The organism is Desulfobacca acetoxidans DSM 11109, assembly GCF_000195295.1.
Taxonomy (GTDB): domain Bacteria; phylum Desulfobacterota; class Desulfobaccia; order Desulfobaccales; family Desulfobaccaceae; genus Desulfobacca; species Desulfobacca acetoxidans.
This window is the reverse complement of record NC_015388.1, coordinates 350539-368831: the sequence shown is the minus strand read 5'-3', so window position 1 is coordinate 368831 and position 18293 is coordinate 350539. Positions and strand designations below refer to the sequence as shown.

Genomic DNA, 18293 nt, shown 5'->3' with positions numbered 1-18293 from the left:
CATCGATGAGGAGGAGGACATGCCTGAGAGAATTCTGGTCGTAGATGACGAACCCAATATGCTCCGGCTGCTCAAGGCCATCATTACGGGAAAAACCAGCTACGAAGTAGTGACCACCAATAATCCTCTGGAAGTGTCCAAACTTCTCCAGGAAGAGCTATTTGACCTGCTCATCACCGACCTCAAGATGCCCCTGTTGGATGGCATGGATCTTATCGATACGGTGAAAAAAATGGACCCGACATTGCCCATCATAATGATCACCGCCTACGGCACGATAGAAACAGCAGAGGAAGCCATCCAAAAGGGGGCTTATGACTATATTACCAAGCCATTCCGGCAGGAAGCCATTCTCATCACCTTGAAGCGCGCTCTGGAGTGGCGCAAGATGCAAAAAGAGCTCAAGGCCCTCAAGGGACATTCCTAGAACCCGACCAGCTTTATATGTTTAAATTTTTCCGCCGATTTCTGAAAGAAGCAGAAGACGATCAGGTCCACCTGCAAGAGAAATTCAATTATTTCCGCCGCTTGTTGGACAATAACAACCTGGCTCTGGCCACCATGGCGGATATGGAGGAAAAGCTTAGCGGCAACTACCTGTTTGACACCGGCTATCTGAAAACCCAGGTCGACCTCTTAGGAAATTATGTCAGAGAGATCATCAGCGCCCTCAATCAACTGACCCAGAACCGCTACCAGGAGTTAGTACTGGTGCATCAGAAGATTCAGGCGGTTATCAGCCAGGATCTCACTGCCGTTCCGAGTATCCCAGCCACTCCCTATATCCTGCCGATATCTGAGATCAACCATGAGATGGCTGCCAGCTGCGGCGGCAAGATGGCGAATTTAGGAGAAATCCGCAATCGCCTGCATCTTCCGGTTCCTTCAGGCTTTGCTATCACGGCGGCGGCTTATCAAAGGTTCCTGGAAGGCTCCAGCCTGTCCAAGGTGTTGCAGGAGAAATTATCGGATACCGATATAACCGACCTGGCGGGTCTCGAACGGGTTAGCCGGGAACTGCAGGAATCGGTGCTGCAGGCGGACGTCCCCGTCGACCTAGCCGCAACCATCCGAAAAGCGGTTCCTTCCTTGGGAAGTAGGTATATTTCGGTGCGCTCCAGTGCAGTAGGGGAAGATGAAGAGTTTTCTTTTGCCGGCCAGTTTGCCACCCTGCTCCACGTCGATCCGGCAGACTTGATCGATCACTACCGGGCCGTAGTGGCCAGCAAGTTTACCTCACGGGCTATCTTCTATTGGAAATATCAGAGATTCTCCCTCAATGAACTTCCCATGGCAGTGGGTTGCCTGGAGATGATCCCGGCGCAGGCCAGTGGTGTCATGTTCACCGTGGACCCCCAGGCGCCTTACGGTAATCGTATAATTATCTCAGCGGTCTGGGGCCTGGGAAAATTTGCAGTGGATGGGACGGTCTCGCCCGATATTTATGAGGTCGGACGGGAGAGCACACTGCCGGTGTGTCAGCGGCGCATTGCTACCAAGGGCAAGGCCCTGCGCTGTCAGGAGGGCCCAGGGGTAGAGGAGATCGTCCTGCCGCCGGATCAGGCCCAGGCGCCCTGTCTGAACGATCGGCAGATCAAAGAACTGGCGGCAATGGCTCTGCAGCTAGAAAAACATTTTGGGAGACCTCAGGACATTGAGTGGGCCACGGATCAGAATGGTTCCATAGTTATCCTCCAATCTCGACCGTTGCGGGTCATGGCGGCGGCATTTTCCGACAAGGCCGAGGAAAGAGAGGTCTCTACCTGGGAGCCCATCCCCCCGCTGTTGCGGTTCGGTATCCGCGCCGTAGGCGGCGTCGCCGCCGGTCCGGTTTATATTGTGCGGCGGGAAGAGGAAATTGCCGATATCCCTTCCGGTGTCGTGGTGGTGGCCCGCCAACCTTCCGCCCGCCTGGTTCTGGTCATGAACCGTATTGCCGCTATTATCACCGAGGTAGGTAGCCCCACAGACCATATGACTATCATAGCGCGGGAATTTCGAGTGCCCACCCTGGTGGAGGTGGGAGGAGCCCTGCGCACTTTGCAACAAGGTCAAATGGTGACTGTTGACGCCGACGCAGCGCGGGTCTACCCTGGTGTACTGCCGGAATTATTAACGCGAGAGCGCCGCAGCCGCAAGGAAGATATCCTGCGAGGCGACCCGATATTCCAGAAGCTTAGGCAGATTCTGAAAAAAACCACGCCGCTGAATCTGCTTGACCCGACCGGTGCGGATTTTAATCCTAACCACTGTCAGACCTTGCACGACATTACCCGCTTCTGCCATGAGAAGGCGATGGATGCCATGTTCGCCCTGGATGTGGAACAATCCGTTAAATCCAGTGGTGTCTGCCGACTCAAGAGCGATCTGCCCCTAAACCTGTTTATCCTGGACCTTGGAGGGGGGCTGGCGGTCAAAGGCAAGTCTGTGGTGGAGGAGAGCGACATCACTTCCCGGCCCTTCCTGGCAGTGTTACGGGGCTTTCACCATCCACAGATCAGGTGGGCCGGGCAGGTTTCCGTAGATTTTAAGGGCTTTATGTCGGTATTCGCCAATACCCTGTACGATATGAACAAGGCCGATACCGATTTGGGAGGCAAGAGCTTTGCCATTATCACTGACACGTACTTAAATTTTAACTCCAGATTGGGCTACCACTTCGGCATTCTGGACGCCTATGTCTCCTCCGAAACGAACGAAAATTATATCAGCTTCCAATTCAAAGGTGGCGCCGCCAACATCGAGCGCCGGGAGCGCCGGGCCCGACTGCTCAGCCTGATCCTCAGCGACCTGGGTTTCAAGTCTCAGGCGGTGGGAGATATGGTGCGGGCTCGATTGGTCAAGTATTCGCTCATGGAAACCGAAGAAATCCTCGAATCGGTCGGCAATCTGCTGGCCTTCTCCCGGCAACTGGACCTCGCCCTGTCCAGCGATGCGGTCATAGACCGGCTCTTCCAGGCCTTTAAGGAGAGGGATTTCAGCCTCAGCTTTATAAACGCCTGAATGGAAAATAGTCCTGATACTTTTTGCTACCCGCCGCTTTTGTCTTTCCCGATCTTGATCCGCAATAGATTGATATTCCCATGGATTAGCGGAGCAATGCTACTTTTCTGACTTTTTTTGCCCGCCGGGTTTACTGCCAGACACAATCCGCCGATGTCGCAGATTTCATCGGGTTTATTCAGGTACTCTGCGGCATAAGTCTCGGCTTCGAGCAGATAGGCCATGGCTTCCTTCAGTTTACCCTCCCGCTCCATCAGGACAGCAAGGTTATTAAGGGCATAAGGATTATAACGATCGATTTTGATGGCTTTTTCAAATTGCATCCGGGCCGCTTCATTATTGCCGGACCGTAGGGCCTCATACCCGAGAGAGAGCGGGGTAAAGACATCATCGGTGAAAAGCTGGGGTTGGGCAGCAGCCGGGGAAGAGAACAGCCAGGAGATTAATATCCAGACGATAAGGACGATGGGGGATAGCTGTAAGAGACGGCATTGCATGGTTATCCTCCTTGTGCCAAATTCGATTTGAAACGCAAATGACAATGTCTTTAACTAGCTGATTAAACAAGGCGAATTTAGTTCCTTGTTTGCCAGAAGTTAATACCCGCGGGTTAATTTGCAGGTCAACCGGGCCAGACCGTTTAGCCACACACCTCCAATAATCCGATAATCAATCACCCTGATTTTCAGGTTTTGGCGCGAATTCGGTCTGAGTCTCTGTGACCGGTGCCGATTTCGATTCCGAAGCTGCCCACGGCTGGGGCAGTCGGTATGAAGTAGCTCTGATCCGCTCCCGGATCTGCGCCTGGGCTTCCCGTCGGATCAGAATATTTGCCTGAAGTGTCTGGAGAGCGGCAATTTGGTCCTTTACCTCTTCCTGGAGCAGAGGGTTAACCTCCCCGGCCTCCAGTTGGAGAAAGACACTTTCTCCCAGACGACGGTATTGTTTGGCCAGCCGGCGTTTCTGGCACCAGAGCCCGCCGGATTTAACCATCAGCCACAGTCGGCGACTACAGTTGACGGGGAAATTCTTCCCATATAAAAAGATCAGCCGGACTAGTTTTCCGGCCAGTTCGCTATAGTTTGCCATAGTTAATTTCCTCTGGAATAAGAAGTTCTTGGTGCCAAAGGTTTATTGGCCTGGGCAGATAAAAGCTGACGGATCGCCAATCAACTTTTCACGGATTACGGGTGATTCAGGGTTCCCTGAGGAATCATTCTGCGAGGCAATTTCAGGGTTTAGCAAGTCTTTCTTTGAGTTCTTGGAGCCGCCGCCGAATACGGCGCTGGTGACTCCCCTCCCAAAAAACCCGGTGGCACCCCGGACACTCAAAAAATACCCGGTGCTCTCTCAGGACATAATCCGGAACCCGATCCCGGGCAGCTTCGACTGAAAGAGGCAACAGGAGCTGGTTGCAATGGCTACAGCGGGTAAGAGGCGTCCAATCGGTCAGCAATGCCGGCAAGCGGCGGCAGACTTCCTCTAATTGGTCCTCGGTTCGGTCAGATGCCACGATAATCAAGTCAGTTCGAGGCGTTTTGCTCTGGAAACCGGTCTGTCGACTCAATAGGTAAGTATCTTTAACTGACGTTGGCAAGGTATGCAGCTTCTGTGGCTGTAATCTGATCTGTTCCACGTCAAAGCCCATGATCCGCAACCATTTGGCCAGGCTTCCCAACGTCTGATCCACCAGAAGTTTCATTGTGGAAAGGGTAGTTCTTGGATATCTCCGGAGACTGGTAAAATCAGGGTTTCGTCTGAGAAAGGGACGTTATAAGTCAATTCCCGATAGCGCAGCCGCATCTGCCTCAGACCGTCGCCGGAGGCCAATTGAATCTGTTGGGGGCCGGATATCCCACCCCGGGTGATAAAATCACTAAATTGAGCCTGCATGAATTCCCGGCCCTGAAGATCAAGCCAGCGGGCGGAAGTAATATTGAGCTCTTGGGCTTCGATGGTTAACTGTAACCGCCCTCTCTCATCCCGGGAAGATAATTCCAAAAAGTATGCCTCCGACTGACCGATTATCGCAAGAGTCGGCTTATCGTAACGCTCAAAGGCGACGCGGCCGGTCAGGATAGCCATGAAGTCGTGGAGGGAGATGGGCAGCGGTATGAACCGGCTCAAATTAGCCGATGTGGCCGGGCCGCGATACAGCTTGCTTTCCGGATAAACCATGAACTTGATCTCTTGCTCGGTGCTAATAAAGGCCACTGCCGGTTGGCCCCAGAAATTTAAGACATCCACTCGCAGCAGGGATGGTTTAAATACCGCGAACAGAGCGTTGCCGTTGTAGTTTTTCTGCGGAGAGATTACCGAGACCCGGCCTTTGGCCTGGAGGCTTTGCACAGCGTTGGCTTTCGCTTCCAATTGATGCATGAGGTCCGAGGCCGAACTCACCACCGGGCGCTCTCCCGGGGGCGCTATCGGCAGGCGGGCACAGGCAGAGAGACAGATGAGAATCAGACCGAGGGCGAGGCCCGGATACAATCTCGTTTGGAAGTTCATAGAGACAAGCCGTGCAGCAATTCTTCGGTTGTTTTGATCTTTTTTTGCAGATCGGGAATGTTGGCGTTTTCCAGAGTAAGGGCCTTCTTATACAAACGCAGGGCATCCCGGAAACGAGATTTTTTCATATAGGCGTCGCCTAAATGTTCAGCTATAGTACCGTCCTGGGGCATCTGCTGATGGGCCTTCTCAAGGATGAGAACGGCTTGGTCATACAGACCTTTTTTATAGTAAACCCAGCCAAGACTGTCGATAATATAGCCGGCGTCAGGCTTGATAGCCAAAGCGGTTTGGATCAACCTTTCGGCTTCGTCCAGATTAGCGCCCTGGCAGGCATACATATAACCCAGGAAATTAAGGGCTTCGGCGTTATTGGGCTCTAGTTCCAGCACCTTCTTGATGAGGCGTTGGCTTTCGGCATTCTCTTTTTTCTTATCATAGACCACGGCTAGCCGAAAATAGACTTCTGAGGGATTGACCGTATTTTCCAGAGCCTGGTTCAGAGTCTCAATTGCCTTGACATATTCCTGTTCCTCCTCATAGAAAGCCGCCAGGGTGAGGTACAAGTCGCCATTTTTAGGGAATAGGACCAGGGAGTCTTTAATAATCTTGATGCCTTGAGAAATTTTTTTCTGGCGCCCGAGGATGTAGGCCATTCTGAGGCGGGCGGGGATATAACTTTCGGATTGGCGGCTGATCTGCTCATATTCCCGCATGGCCGCAACCAGATCGCCTTTTTCCTCTAAAGCGGCGGCCAAGAAAAAGCGGGCCTGATCCGGTCCTTTACGGCTGATCAAGACTTCTCGAAATTCCCTGATGGCGTCGTCAAAATATTTCTGTTCAAAAAAAAGCAGGCCGATTCTCAAAGCGGTTTCAGGTTCGTTTTTGCTGATCCGCTTTATTTCACCGAAGGCCTGCAACGCTTCGGTATACTGATCGTTGAGGAGGTAGAGTCGGCCCAGACTGGCCCAGGCCCGCTGATTGTCAGGATCATGCCGCAAGATCCGACGATACATCGTCTTGGCCTGGGAGTAGCGTTTTTCCAACTCATAGACAAACCCCAATTCCAACATGGCGGGGAGGAATTCGGGTTGTTTATGGAGAGCCTGCTGGAATTCTTTTTTGGCTGCGGTTAACTGCCCCAATTCAATGTAGCATTTTCCTAAATAAAAGAGAGCGATGAATTGATCGGGATTTTTCTTGATCAGATTTTTCAGCAGGTTGACCGCCTTGGCGCAATTCCCCTGTTGGGCGTGCAGCGTGGCCAGGAAAATAACGGCTTCCTCATTGGCCGGATCCAGAGTGATAATCTTCTCATATTCCGTTGTGGCTTCTCTAAGCTGATTCATGCCGGTATGCAGCCCGGCCAGCAGTTGGTGGGCTTCGAGATGGTTAGGATCGAGGCTGATGGCTTTTTCCAGGTGCGCCAGGGCCTCTTTGATATCTCCCTTTCGGATCAGCAAGGCGGCCATTTCGATTTCCAATTGGGCGCTCTTGGGATCGCATTGAATGGCCGCTTCATAAGACCGCAGGGCATCTTCCAAGTTGCCGGTAAATAGATAGTACTGGGCATTGAGATAGTGTTTATAAGCCTCTTTGGGAGACTGGATTGTCGGGGGAAGACGGTCAATCTTGCCAGGAATCCGGGCTGAATCTGCAGGGGGAAGCGATTGGCAGCCGGACATCACGAGCGCCGTAGCAAGTATGAGAAGGAGACACTTGAAAGACTGTATAGTGGGACTGTAGTGGTGGTCACACATCGTCGGCACTGTTGGTTGGTTAACTTGGAGAGGCATGGGGAAATAGATAACTAATATGGTTCGTTTACTAGAGTTTGATAGCTTTGAAAATCTGGGATTTCATTATGCATGAATTGTCGCAGTTTTTTGAGCAACCGCTCTTCTATCTGTCGCACCCGTTCCCGGGAAATATTATGTCTGGCGCCAATTTCCTGCAGAGTGAGAGGATGCTCGGCCAGAAGTCGCAGGTCCAGAATATCTCGTTCGTTATCCTTGAGCGTGTTGCGGAATTCGGCCAGGCGCATCAGGAAAATGTCCTTCATCTCCTCGCGGGCCAGGTGCTCATCCGCCGCAGTCTCCCCGGAAGTTAAAAAGTTGATGTGCAATTCTTCCGAATCGCTTTTCAGAGGTGCGTCCAGGGAAAACTCCCAGCTTCCCAATCTCTGATCCATTTCAATGACTTCAGCTTCTTTGACATTTAACCGGGTAGAGATCAATTTGGGATCGGCCTCGTAGCCTTGGGCCCGCAATCGTTCCTTTTCTTTTTTGAGACTAAAGAAAAGTTTGCGTTGCGCCTGGGTAGTGCCGATCTTGACCAGTTTCCAGTTATCCATAATAAATTTTAGAATATAGGCCTTGATCCAAAAGGAAGCATAATAAGAGAGTTTGATGCCTCGGTAGGGATCGAATTTTTTTATGGCCTGCATGAGACCGATATTGCCCTCCTGGATGAGATCAAGAAGATTGCGCATCCAGAACTTCTGGAAATCAAGAGCGATTTTCACTACCAGGCGCAGATTGGAGGTGATCAGGGTATAGGCGGCATCCTGGTCGGCGGTTTCATGATAGAGAGTGGCGAGTCGCTTTTCTTCTTCTGGCTGGAGCAGAGGATATCGGTTGATTTCACCCATGTAGCGCTGAAGGGCGTCAACTTCCACCAACCCTGGCTCTGGCAGTTCAGACTTACCCTCATCTTCGAACAACAACGGTTCGGGTTCGGTATATTCCTCTATGACCTCACTTTCGTCAAGGTCTATGATGTTCTTGGAATCTTTCATAAGTAGTTATTATTGAAGAAATTATCCAGTGCAGTGTCAATCAGGGCTGACCAAAAGCATCAGGATGAAAGCACCTCACCAGAGCAACCGCATTTTTATCCCTCGTTGTTGTAAATAGTCTTTGATATCGCCGATGGAGTAGTCGCCGTAATGCACTATAGAAGCGATCAAGGCCGCATCCGCCTGGCCGATAGTCAGAACGTCGTACAGATGTTCAGGCATTCCGGCGCCGCCTGAGGCGATAACCGGAACGGACACGGCCGTCGAGATAAGCCTGGTAAGATTCAATTCATACCCTGTCTGAGTGCCGTCGGCGTCGATTGAATTAAGGCAGATTTCTCCGGCGCCCAAACGTACCGCCTCTTGCGCCCACCACAGAGCGTCTAGGCTCATACGGGTCCGGCCACCGTTAATGACTATCTCGTAACCGGAGGGTATATCTGCCGAAGGCAGCACCTGCTTGACATCCATGCCCAAGACGATGCACTGACTGCCAAAAGCCCTGGCACCTTCGGCAATAATCCGCGGATTCTGCACTGCAGCCGAGTTGACGCTCACTTTTTCAGCGCCGGCCAGCAGCGCCTCCCGCATGTCCTCCAAGGTTCGAATACCGCCGCCCACCGAGAATGGGATAAAAATCTCCCTGGCCACCCGGCGGACTACGTCAATCATGATATTACGGCGGTCACTGGAGGCGGTGATATCATAAAAGACAATCTCATCGGCGCCCTGTTCATAGTAAAACCGTGCCATCTGCACCGGATCGCCGATATCGACATTGTCTTTAAACTTGATCCCCTTGGTGGTCCTTCCGCCCCGAACATCTAAACAGGGGATAATACGTTTACTCAGCATCGCGCCCATCCCAGGCCAGGAAATTTTTAAGAAGCAGCAACCCGAAGCGCCCGCTTTTTTCGGGGTGGAACTGGGTGGCGACTAAATTTTTATACCCGATGACGCTAGGAAATTCCTGACCGTAATCGGTAATCCCCAACACCTGGCTGGCATCGGCTGGCGAGGGATAATAACTATGGACAAAATAAAATTCCGCCCCTTCCGGCAGTCCGACAAAAAGAGGATGACGCCTGAGAAAACGCACCTGATTCCATCCCATATGAGGGATTTTGAGGCGTCTCCCCATGGGATCAAGAGCGGGCGGGATCAACCGACGGACCTCTCCCGGCAGTAGACCCAAACATGGGGTGTCGTTTTCGGCGCTGTGATGCAAAATTATCTGAGCGCCCAGGCAAATACCCAGAATCGGTTTCCCCGTCTCATAGGCATGACGCAAGGCCTGATCCAGGCCGAAACGTCGGATATTGGCCATGGCCTGGCCCGCAGCACCAACGCCGGGAAAGATGACCCTATCGGCCTGTTCTACTCCTGCCGGATTCCGGATAACGGTTGCCTGGGCTTCTAAGGCAATAAGAGAACGAATGACACTAGCCAGATTGCCAGCTTCATAGTCTAGTACAGCGATCAATCCTGATATCACTTCTTGGGGGAAAATTTTTTCTTTTTGAGAATTTATCAATAAGCCAGCCAAGAGTCAATTGAATTCATCGGATACGTCAGGATAACTGGTTTTTGAAGGGCGTAGGACCACAGTATCTTTTGAGAAACCTGACTTCTCCGTAAAGACCAACCCCTGACTTGAATAAGCCAGGGGCGTCGGAGAAACCGGACATTTACCAGAAAATAAGTTTCAAGTTGAACGGATTGGAGCCATAAAATCGACGTTAGCTTATTTCCATAGTTGGTGGACGCTTTTTAAGTATGGCAATTATTTTGCGAAAACCAATGGCCGATCCGAGACCGCTTTAACCGAAGCCGGTTCCTATTGTTTAAGTTCCTCGATCTGACCGCTAAATTTAGCCTGCTTGAATTTTTTGGACATTTTTTCCGCTTCGGTCTTAGAGGTCAGACGGTTGGATCTAATGATATATGCTGTGCCGTTTTTATCTTTGCCCTGCTGGAGGCTGACTGCAAAACCCTTCTTCTTCAGATCGGCTAATGCTTTCTGGGCATCCTGGGCGTTGTGGAAATAGGCTACTTTGACCTGGTAGGCGGCGGCTTTCTTCTTAGCCGCCTCAATATTTGCCTTTGCTTCGGTTTTAAGTGTCGGGGTCATCGAGGCCGTTGTCACCCCCGACTCTTTTTTCTTTGCCGTTTTGGCCGGTTTATGGGAGGTGGAATCTAGTCGGTTCTGAAAACTAAGCTTAGATGCGATAGAGGAGCCGGTCACCGGCTTTTCCGGGTTTGAGCCTTTACGTCCTTTGGCCTCAGTTTTATTGCCGTTCTCCGGCTTTTTATCGACCTCTACACGTGATCTGGCCGGAAGATCCTGGGGCTTATTCACGACCTCGGACGAGGCCTGAGGAGGGGGGAGCGCCGTTTTGATTTCGGTAGAAGGTTTGGAATCCGCCAACTCTCCTGCCTTCTGGCCTGACTCTGATACTAGTCCTGAGGGCGGAACTAGAGCAGCGGGTGTTGGATCAACGGTAGGTGCTCCTAATCGAGCCGCCAGATCGGTCTTGGTCAGACCCCAACGCTGGAACAGCCGGTTGACATCTCCCCTGCCAACCATAACCCCCAAAGCGAAGACCCAGAGCAGCATGAACGTGAAGCCCAGACCATACCCTAACAGTTTGGCACCGCTTATGGTAAAGGTCACCTGTTTCTTCTCCTTGGCTTTTTTTTCTTGCTGTGCCACGTCCTTCCCTCCTTGTAAGGTTATTGAACCAGGTTTTGAACGACAGTCCGAGTCAATCTTTTCGCTCCAGAACGTCTTCCCCGCCCCCCATAGCCGGGCTGACAGGTCTACATGTTTTCCGGCGCTTCCACCCCCAGGAGTCCTAACCCATGCGCCAGGATGGTTTTGATGCCCCGAACCAGCCGCAGGCGAGCTCTGCTGAGGTCAGCATCATCGGAAATGAAACGATGTCTGTAATAATAACCATGCAGCTGTCCTGCAAGTTCAGTGAGGAAATACGTAATTCGGTGCGGCTCGAGGTGGAAGGCGGCGGCTTCCACCACCTCCGGGTACGTGGCTAACAATTTCAGCAGGGTTATCTCCTCCGGCAGGGTCAAACGGGTCAGATTAGCCGACTGATCAGCTTCCCCGGCAAGGCCTTTTTCCTGGGCCAGGCGAAAGACTGAGGCCAGACGGGCATGGGCGTATTGAACGTAATAAACCGGATTTTCATTGCTCTGCTGTTTGGCCAGTTCCAGATCGAACTCGAGGTGGGCATCGGCCCGGCGACTGAGAAAGATGAAGCGGGCCGCATCCTTGCCGACTTCATCCATGACCTCCCGCAGGGTGACAAAAGTCCCACCGCGGGTAGTCATGGCTACCGGTTCGCCCTCCCGCAGCAAACTTACCAATTGTACTAGCAGGATCGTTAAACGCTCCGCCGGGATTCCCAACGCCTGGACAACTGCTTTCAGTCTGGGAACATAGCCGTGATGATCGGCCCCCCAGATATCGATGACCTGGTGGAAACCCCGCTGAAACTTTTGCCAATGGTAGCCTATGTCAGAGGCAAAATAGGTTGTGGCGCCATTCTGCCGACGCACCACACGGTCCTTCTCGTCACCGAAGGCGGTGGCTTTAAACCATAAGGCCCCATCAGCTTCGTAGAGATAGCCGCGCTCTTGCAAGGCAGCAAAGGCATGGTCCAGATCGTGGTCCTGGAAAAGGCGCGTTTCAGAAAACCAGTGATCAAAATGAACCCCGAAATCGGCCAGATCCTGCCGAATGCCCGCCAGGATGGCCTCTCCGGCATAGCGACCGCCAGCTTCCAAAGCGGCAGCATCAGGTTCTTCTAGAGATATCGGACCATGCTGCTCCAGATACTGCCGAGCCAGAACTTTAATATAATCACCCTGATAGCAGTTTTCCGGGAAGGAAACCGGTTCTCCTTGCAGCTCCTTGACCCGCAGTAACAGGGAAAGCCCCAGGGTTTGCATCTGCAAACCGATATCGTTGATGTAATATTCTCGCTCTACCCGGTGTCCTGTAGCGCTAAGAATGTTGGCCAGGGCATCTCCCAGGGCCGCTCCCCGACCATGCCCGACGTGCAACGGGCCGGTAGGATTAGCGCTGACAAACTCCACCTGAACGCTCTTACCGGCGCCCATGGTGCTCTGGCCGTAAGTGCCACCCGCAGACGCAATATCATCCAAAACCTGCAGCCAATAGGTTCCTTCCAGAAAAAAATTGATAAAACCCGGTCCGGCGATCTCGACCCGGGCCAACATGCCTGGCGGCGGATTAAGATTATCCCGAATCAGTTCAGCTACCCGGCGCGGCGCCCGCCGAACTGACTTGGCCAACAACAGGGCGGCATTGGTGGCAAAATCCCCGTGCTCGGCTAGCTTGGGAACGTCCACCTGAAAGGAAGGCGTCTCCAAAATATCCAATAGGGCTTGTGATTTTAATGTTTCTAGGGCCTGCATGATCAATGCGGCCACACGTTTTTTCATGCTCATAAGTTCAGCAAATACCTTCCGATTTCATGAACCTCTTGTGAAATGAACAAGGGGGAGGATAAAAGAAAATTTCGCCAAGATCGGTATTTCTCTCAGGATAGCGAAGTGTTACTTACCAACACAATCAACCTGCAGTGGTTTTTGAAATGAAAATAACAAATTGTCGTTTAACAATAGATTTATTGACACGAGAGGTACTAAAAATTTTTTCATCGGATACGGTTTCAAAAGGCATTTTAAGTATATATAACTCTTAATTATAAAGCAACTGATCAGAAAACGATACATTTTTTTATTTATTGGAATGTCATAAATCTTATCTAAGTTAAATCCGTAGAATTGAGCAAATGATATGAGGTATGACGGATTTATTGGTGTAATGTGTAAATGCTCGCCATATTCCGGCATTTTTATTAAGTGAGGGAAGCCATAAAACGTTCCATAGTAATAGTACCTCTTTCTACTTTTAATATTTAGTATATTTGGCATTGATATAAATAATTTTCCTCCTCCACGTAATATACGATAAAATTCTCTTAAGGCATGGTGGTAATTTTCCAGATGTTCTAATCCCTCGAAACAAACCACATAATCAAAGAAACCATCTTCATATGGGATATTCTGATCTAAATTTACCCTTTGAAAATTAGGCGTTGCAGGATGGGAGAAAAGGTCGGCGCCATAATATTCCCAGGCGTCATTATTCAAGGCGCAGCCAAGCCATGCCGAACCACAGGGAATATCTAACAATCTGCCCGGTGCAAGTTTTTTGAAGGCATTCAGTATCGTATTTTTTAATTCTGGCCGCATAAGGTAAATCGCCTACCAACAATCCGTCCGGTATAATCCTTAGATGAAAACAGTGGGCGGTGAGCAGTGAGCAAAAAAAGCATTATTAAGAGCAGCCGCCAAGGTTCTGTTTTCATATTTCGTTGTGTTCCTCAGAACATGCCGATTTGTATGAAAAGAGTGCTCTTAAAGACGGCGGGCGCGGCCCGCCCTATGAGTAAATTGCCAATAAATTATCGATAATGGGATAGGGCGGCCCATGGCCGCCGCTGATGTTTAACTGCCATAGTTCTGGGTTCATATTTCATTGTGATTTTTAAACATGATGACTTTTAAGATTCAATGGGCCACTCGGGATGGCAGAGGGGATAAAAGCCGATTTTCTCAGGTTCCTGCGGGGGCCTTACGCAGTTTTCTGCTCCGGTTTTTCCGATTCTCCCGGCAACTTTACGGTAACATCCCGAGAAAAGTCCAAACACTGTCCGCCGGTGAAAGAATACTTTTTTAAGCAGTCCTTACGCCAGGCGCAGATCAGACAGATTAACGGTTCCTGCTTTAAGTCTTTTTCTCCTGTCATCTCTTCATCCTGTTATAATAATAAATTCCAGTTATTAGTTCCGAGCCGGCCTAGCAGGATACTATCGTGCAAACCGAGCTGATAGGCATATCGGCCGGAATACTTATCAATACCCCAATTCCGCAGCTCAAACCTCTAGTTGCCGATATATCTGCGATAATTGCTGTTTCCCATCATGCAATAAATCTCATAGCTGATGGTTTCGGCCCAAGCTGCCAGATCGTCGCCGGTGAGCCGGTCAGAGCCATCCTCACCCAGCAAAGTGGCCATATCGCCCTTTTTGACCCCTGGAATTTCGGTGACATCGACCATGGTCAGGTTCATACAGACCCTGCCGCGTATGGGGGCGCGTTGGCCATGCAGCAGCACGCAACCTCGGTTTGACATCAGACGACTGTAGCCATTACAGTAACCCACCGGCAGAGCCGCAATTAGACTAGGTTTATCAGTGAAATAGGTACGGCCATAGCTGATGCTGCAACCGGGCGGCAATTCCTGGAGTTGCAGGACGCGGGTGCGCAGACTCATTACCGGTTTGAGCGGTATCGGCGAAGGAGTTTCCAGGGAAGGCGGCGAGCCATACAGCGTGATGCCGGCCCGCACCATATTCAAGTGGGCCTGGTGGACATGCAGGACCGCAGCGCTGTTGGCGATATGACTGGCCGGCACAGCCCATCCGCGTCCTCGCACCCCCTTCAATAGCCTCTCAAAATCAGCTAGCTGCTGGTGCGTATAGGAGCGGTCGCAGCAGTCAGAGGCAGCAAAATGCGAAATCAGGCCCGCCAGCTCCAATTCGGGGAACTCGCCCAACGATTCTAAAAAGGGCATCAATTCCGTCGGCAGGAGTCCCAAACGGCCCATGCCGGTGTCGATTTTGACGTGTACCTTAACTTTTTTACTCTGCTGCCGAGCCTGGGCCGCCAGGGCCGCAGCCATTTCCCGGCAAAAGAGGGTTACCTCCAGATCATGCGCCACGGCCTCGGCCGCTTCTTCCGGCAGCACCCCCATGAGCAGCAGAATCGGCAGGGTTATCCCGGCCTGCCGCAAACTGACGCCCTCAGAACAGTAAGCCACGCCGAAATAATCCGCCCCCGCCGGCGCCAAGACCTGGGCCACAGGCAACAGTCCGTGGCCGTAGGCGTCGGCTTTGATAACGGCCAGGATTTTCACCTTTTGGCCGCAATACTGTCGCAATTGACGAAAATTGTATTGCAGCGCCGCCAGGTCCACCGTCAATTCCACCATCCGGTTGGGCAACCTGAACCGGTTGGAGGGCATCCCTAAACTGCTGTTGGCCGCTTTCGGGCCATTAAACGGTCTTCTTAAGGTGGGCAATTTTATCCTGTAAGTGCAAGGAGGATTCCTCCACCTTGCCAGCTAGTTCCTGCTTATAATGTGTGAGCCGCGCTTGCAGCGCGGGGTCCTGACGGGCTAGAATCTGCACTGCGAAGATGGCCGCATTTTGAGCGCCGGCTGCCCCCAGGGCCATCGTAGCCACCGGTGTTCCCGCCGGCATCTGCACCGTGGCCAATAGGCTATCCATCCCGTGCAATGCCGAAGAAGCAATCGGCACCCCGATCACCGGCAGGATGGTTTCTGAGGCCAATACCCCTGCCAGGTGCGCCGCAGCTCCGGCTACGGCAATAATCACCTGCAACCCCCGCCCGGCTGCCTGGCTGGCATAGGTCTGCACCCGAACCGGGGAGCGATGTGCCGAAGCCACGATCACCTCATAAGTAATTCCCCAGTTGTGGAGCAACTGCACCGCCGGTTCAACCTCCGGCCAGTCTGAAGCGCTCCCTAAGACAATCCCTACCTGAACGTTATGCTGATCCAATTTCCTTCCCCGTCGATCGACGCCCCCAAGCCGTCCCTAAAAATCCTCTTCGCTCTTTCCGGTTTTTTAATACCATTGAGCCAGTGTCAGGACCGTGTCGACATAGGCGTCCGAATGATTGTAGGCGTGGATGGCTCTGCTCCAGGTAGAACGCTGATCCAGCCGAAAACCAGACTTCTTAAGATAATTGGCGATGCTAAAGATGGCATCTTCATAGCAGAAGAGATTGATACAGCCGTCTTGGTTGCCATCCCGACCACAGCGCAGCAGGCTGGAAGGCAGGAATTGAGAAAACCCAAAGGCCCCGGCCCACGAACCTTTTACGGTCAAGGGATCGATGCGGTTCTGCCGACAATAGGTGAGAAAGGCACACAATTCTGATCTGCCCCAGGCCGCTTTTTTCTGCAGGCGGCCGGTCAGCCTACGGTTCAACGACAGGTCGTTGATGACTTCGGGTGTATCCATTACCGCCAGGGAGGCAAAGACATTAAAAACCGGATACTTACCGGTGATCTGTCCCAGATCGCTTTCCACCGTCAAGATGGCGACGATGACTTCCTTAGCAACACCGAAGTCGCTTACGGCGCGGGTTAAGGTAGTATTTTCCGCCGCCAGGAAGCGGCGTCCCTTTTCTACTACCGCCGGGCGCAGAAAATGCGCATAATCCGCCTTCTTCTCCTTTTTTAGATAGGCGATCTTGGTAACTACTGCAGGCAAAAATTCTGTCCGCTCATCTTTAAAAACCTTCTTGATATAGTCCGTATCAAAACCATTGCGGATGAGATCATACTGTAAACTGACGAAGGCCACCGGTGTTTCGGCAGCTTGCCCGGCAACCGCTAACAGACAGATCAAGGTCAGACTCAGTACCAATCCCAGGGTCAAAAAACCTTGCCTCATACTCAACTCCTCAAAATTTCTCTCTTTGGTCAACCGCCTAAAATTTCTTAGCCAAGCCGGGCTGCCCTTGTCGGTTCTGCATCAGTTGCTAGGCCATCGGTATCTGATGTAAGTTTGTGATGAGCAGGGTCCACGCCGCTAATTTTATGCGTAAATATTTCCCTTTAAATCGCCGTCACTTCTTCTTTCAGAGGCAGCAGGATAGAGAAGGTGGTACCCTTATTCGGTTCCGTCTCCACCGAAATCTGACCGCCGTGTTGTTTGATAATCTTGTGTACCATAGCCAGGCCCAATCCGGGACCGGAGCTTTTGGTAGTGAAGAAAGGATCGAAAATATGGGGCAGGATTTTGGAAGGAATGCCGACCCCGGTATCTGATACCTGTATCTGCCCGTAGTGATTGCGTCGCGCCGAAATTATTGTCAGGGTCCCGCCAGAAGGCATAGCATTAACCGCATTGGAGATCAAGTGGGCAATCACCCGCCTCATATTCCCGGCGTCCATGATGAGAGGAGGCAGATCCTCTGCCAGTTCAAGTTTGGCGGTTACCTGGCTTTCATTCAGCTTTTCCTGACAGGCGGCCAGGGCTTCGACAATAACTTCATTGATGTCACGTTTACGCAGACTGGGAATAGAGATCACCGTAGCTTCGACGATCTGCCGCACCATCTGCTCCAAGCGCTTGGATTCGTTGACAATAACCTCGGCATACTGTTTCTCCTGGGTCCCGTTCGGAAGTCGTTCATAGAGACGGCGGGCAAATCCCCCGATGGCGGTCACCGGATTGCGAATCTCGTGGGCTACACCCTCCACCATCTGATCGAGGGCGGACAAGCGCTCATCCTGCGCCCTACGCTCCTGCTCTTCTCGCAGGGCCATCAGAGACCGTACCCGCGCCAGGAGTTCTTGGGGATTAAAGGGCTTGGTAATGTAGTCGTCGGCACCAATGTCCAGCCCTTTTAGCTTGTCAGGAATCTCTTTTTTGGCAGTCAGCAGGATTACTGGCAGATTCCGGTATTCATCCTGTTTTTTGAGACGCCGCAGAACCTCGTAGCCGTCCAGTTTTGGCATCATAATATCGAGGATGAGCAGATCGGGATTTTCTTTTAACACTGCTTGCAGGGCTTCTTCGCCATCAAAGGCCGCGGCAATCTGATACCCCTGGGCACTTAAGCGTTTCCGCAATAATTCCACATTATCAGGGTTATCATCCGCAATCAGAATTTTTTTCTTCATCAATCTGTTTTTTCTTTCCGGCTTCCAGTCGTTTGTAATTGTCATGCTTTCAAAATTACCCACAAACCATGAAATCATCTGCCGGTAGGACAGGCTTTCTAGACCGTGTAAAAGTTATTTTCCAGGGGAATTGGCTGCCGGTGATTTGCCGACTCC

The 18293-nt window shown here is 51.6% G+C and carries 18 protein-coding genes; 2 read left to right on the top strand and 16 right to left on the bottom strand.

All coding sequences use genetic code 11. From position 1 onward, the window contains the following. Positions 1-19 precede the first annotated feature (19 nt). Together DESAC_RS01475 and DESAC_RS01470 are read left to right on the top strand one after the other, a co-directional pair. Positions 20-427, top strand: a complete 408-nt coding sequence (locus DESAC_RS01475) for a sigma-54-dependent transcriptional regulator (RefSeq protein ID WP_013705304.1) — start codon at positions 20-22, stop codon at positions 425-427. 17 nt (positions 428-444) lie between these two features. Then, on the top strand, positions 445-3003 hold the full coding sequence (locus DESAC_RS01470; protein WP_013705303.1) for a PEP/pyruvate-binding domain-containing protein: 2559 nt from the start codon (positions 445-447) through the stop codon (positions 3001-3003). Between the two features lie 26 nt (positions 3004-3029). Here DESAC_RS01470 and DESAC_RS01465 read toward each other — a convergent pair whose 3' ends face one another. From DESAC_RS01465 to DESAC_RS16855, 16 genes are all read right to left on the bottom strand, one after another. Continuing rightward, positions 3030-3500, bottom strand: a complete 471-nt coding sequence (locus DESAC_RS01465; protein WP_013705302.1) for a tetratricopeptide repeat protein — start codon at positions 3498-3500, stop codon at positions 3030-3032. A 172-nt stretch (positions 3501-3672) separates the two neighbouring features. Beyond that, entirely contained in the window at positions 3673-4092 is a 420-nt protein-coding gene (locus tag DESAC_RS01460) for a hypothetical protein (protein ID WP_013705301.1), read from the bottom strand. Between the two features lie 142 nt (positions 4093-4234). After that, the gene (locus DESAC_RS14905; RefSeq protein WP_013705300.1) at positions 4235-4705 is read right to left on the bottom strand and encodes a Mut7-C RNAse domain-containing protein; all 471 of its coding nucleotides are present in this window, start codon (positions 4703-4705) and stop codon (positions 4235-4237) included. Continuing rightward, positions 4702-5511 carry a DUF4292 domain-containing protein gene (locus DESAC_RS01450; RefSeq protein ID WP_013705299.1) on the bottom strand — a complete coding sequence of 270 codons (810 nt, stop codon included), beginning with the start codon at positions 5509-5511 and terminating at the stop codon, positions 4702-4704. The genes DESAC_RS14905 and DESAC_RS01450 overlap by 4 nt, the downstream gene beginning before the upstream one ends. Further along, entirely contained in the window at positions 5508-7196 is a 1689-nt protein-coding gene (locus tag DESAC_RS01445) for a tetratricopeptide repeat protein (protein ID WP_041283728.1), read from the bottom strand. Before DESAC_RS01445 ends, DESAC_RS01450 begins: the two co-directional genes overlap by 4 nt. Positions 7197-7321: 125 nt before the next feature. After that, on the bottom strand, positions 7322-8308 hold the full coding sequence (locus DESAC_RS01440; RefSeq protein WP_013705297.1) for a sigma-70 family RNA polymerase sigma factor: 987 nt from the start codon (positions 8306-8308) through the stop codon (positions 7322-7324). Between the two features lie 75 nt (positions 8309-8383). Continuing rightward, positions 8384-9163, bottom strand: a complete 780-nt coding sequence (gene hisF, locus DESAC_RS01435; protein ID WP_013705296.1) for an imidazole glycerol phosphate synthase subunit HisF — start codon at positions 9161-9163, stop codon at positions 8384-8386. Beyond that, positions 9153-9791 carry an imidazole glycerol phosphate synthase subunit HisH gene (gene hisH / locus DESAC_RS01430; RefSeq protein WP_041283727.1) on the bottom strand — a complete coding sequence of 213 codons (639 nt, stop codon included), beginning with the start codon at positions 9789-9791 and terminating at the stop codon, positions 9153-9155. Before hisH ends, hisF begins: the two co-directional genes overlap by 11 nt. A gap of 354 nt (positions 9792-10145) precedes the next feature. Continuing rightward, on the bottom strand, positions 10146-11021 hold the full coding sequence (locus tag DESAC_RS01425) for an SPOR domain-containing protein (protein WP_013705294.1): 876 nt from the start codon (positions 11019-11021) through the stop codon (positions 10146-10148). A 107-nt stretch (positions 11022-11128) separates the two neighbouring features. After that, complete coding sequence (gene argS, locus DESAC_RS01420) at positions 11129-12793, bottom strand: arginine--tRNA ligase (RefSeq protein WP_041284080.1); 1665 nt, start codon at positions 12791-12793, stop codon at positions 11129-11131. 114 nt (positions 12794-12907) lie between these two features. Continuing rightward, positions 12908-13609 carry a class I SAM-dependent methyltransferase gene (locus tag DESAC_RS14900; RefSeq protein WP_013705292.1) on the bottom strand — a complete coding sequence of 234 codons (702 nt, stop codon included), beginning with the start codon at positions 13607-13609 and terminating at the stop codon, positions 12908-12910. A gap of 382 nt (positions 13610-13991) precedes the next feature. After that, positions 13992-14165 (bottom strand): hypothetical protein, encoded by a 174-nt coding sequence (locus tag DESAC_RS16175; RefSeq protein ID WP_013705291.1) that lies wholly within the window; start codon positions 14163-14165, stop codon positions 13992-13994. 135 nt (positions 14166-14300) lie between these two features. Next, positions 14301-15443, bottom strand: a complete 1143-nt coding sequence (alr, locus tag DESAC_RS01410) for an alanine racemase (RefSeq protein WP_052301868.1) — start codon at positions 15441-15443, stop codon at positions 14301-14303. A gap of 31 nt (positions 15444-15474) precedes the next feature. Then, a complete protein-coding gene (gene purE / locus DESAC_RS01405; RefSeq protein WP_013705289.1) occupies positions 15475-16002 on the bottom strand; it encodes a 5-(carboxyamino)imidazole ribonucleotide mutase in 528 nt (175 codons plus the stop codon). Positions 16003-16068: 66 nt separating this feature from the next. Continuing rightward, positions 16069-16902: a lytic murein transglycosylase gene (locus DESAC_RS01400; protein ID WP_013705288.1), complete on the bottom strand. Its 834-nt coding sequence runs from the start codon at positions 16900-16902 to the stop codon at positions 16069-16071. A gap of 164 nt (positions 16903-17066) precedes the next feature. Further along, on the bottom strand, positions 17067-18137 hold the full coding sequence (locus tag DESAC_RS16855; protein ID WP_041283726.1) for an ATP-binding response regulator: 1071 nt from the start codon (positions 18135-18137) through the stop codon (positions 17067-17069). Between the last annotated feature and the right edge of the window lie 156 nt (positions 18138-18293).

Coding starts and splice junctions, on each gene's coding strand:
- DESAC_RS01475 (WP_013705304.1), top strand. CDS start 20: ATGCCTGAGAGAATTCTGGTCGTAGATGACGAACCCAATATGCTCCGG.
- DESAC_RS01400 (WP_013705288.1), bottom strand. CDS start 16,902: ATGAGGCAAGGTTTTTTGACCCTGGGATTGGTACTGAGTCTGACCTTG.
- DESAC_RS14905 (WP_013705300.1), bottom strand. CDS start 4,705: ATGAAACTTCTGGTGGATCAGACGTTGGGAAGCCTGGCCAAATGGTTG.
- hisF (WP_013705296.1), bottom strand. CDS start 9,163: ATGCTGAGTAAACGTATTATCCCCTGTTTAGATGTTCGGGGCGGAAGG.
- DESAC_RS14900 (WP_013705292.1), bottom strand. CDS start 13,609: ATGCGGCCAGAATTAAAAAATACGATACTGAATGCCTTCAAAAAACTT.
- DESAC_RS01470 (WP_013705303.1), top strand. CDS start 445: ATGTTTAAATTTTTCCGCCGATTTCTGAAAGAAGCAGAAGACGATCAG.
- alr (WP_052301868.1), bottom strand. CDS start 15,443: ATGCCCTCCAACCGGTTCAGGTTGCCCAACCGGATGGTGGAATTGACG.
- DESAC_RS16855 (WP_041283726.1), bottom strand. CDS start 18,137: ATGAAGAAAAAAATTCTGATTGCGGATGATAACCCTGATAATGTGGAA.
- argS (WP_041284080.1), bottom strand. CDS start 12,793: ATGAAAAAACGTGTGGCCGCATTGATCATGCAGGCCCTAGAAACATTA.
- DESAC_RS01465 (WP_013705302.1), bottom strand. CDS start 3,500: ATGCAATGCCGTCTCTTACAGCTATCCCCCATCGTCCTTATCGTCTGG.
- DESAC_RS01450 (WP_013705299.1), bottom strand. CDS start 5,511: ATGAACTTCCAAACGAGATTGTATCCGGGCCTCGCCCTCGGTCTGATT.
- DESAC_RS01460 (WP_013705301.1), bottom strand. CDS start 4,092: ATGGCAAACTATAGCGAACTGGCCGGAAAACTAGTCCGGCTGATCTTT.
- DESAC_RS01440 (WP_013705297.1), bottom strand. CDS start 8,308: ATGAAAGATTCCAAGAACATCATAGACCTTGACGAAAGTGAGGTCATA.
- DESAC_RS01445 (WP_041283728.1), bottom strand. CDS start 7,196: ATGTCCGGCTGCCAATCGCTTCCCCCTGCAGATTCAGCCCGGATTCCT.
- DESAC_RS16175 (WP_013705291.1), bottom strand. CDS start 14,165: ATGACAGGAGAAAAAGACTTAAAGCAGGAACCGTTAATCTGTCTGATC.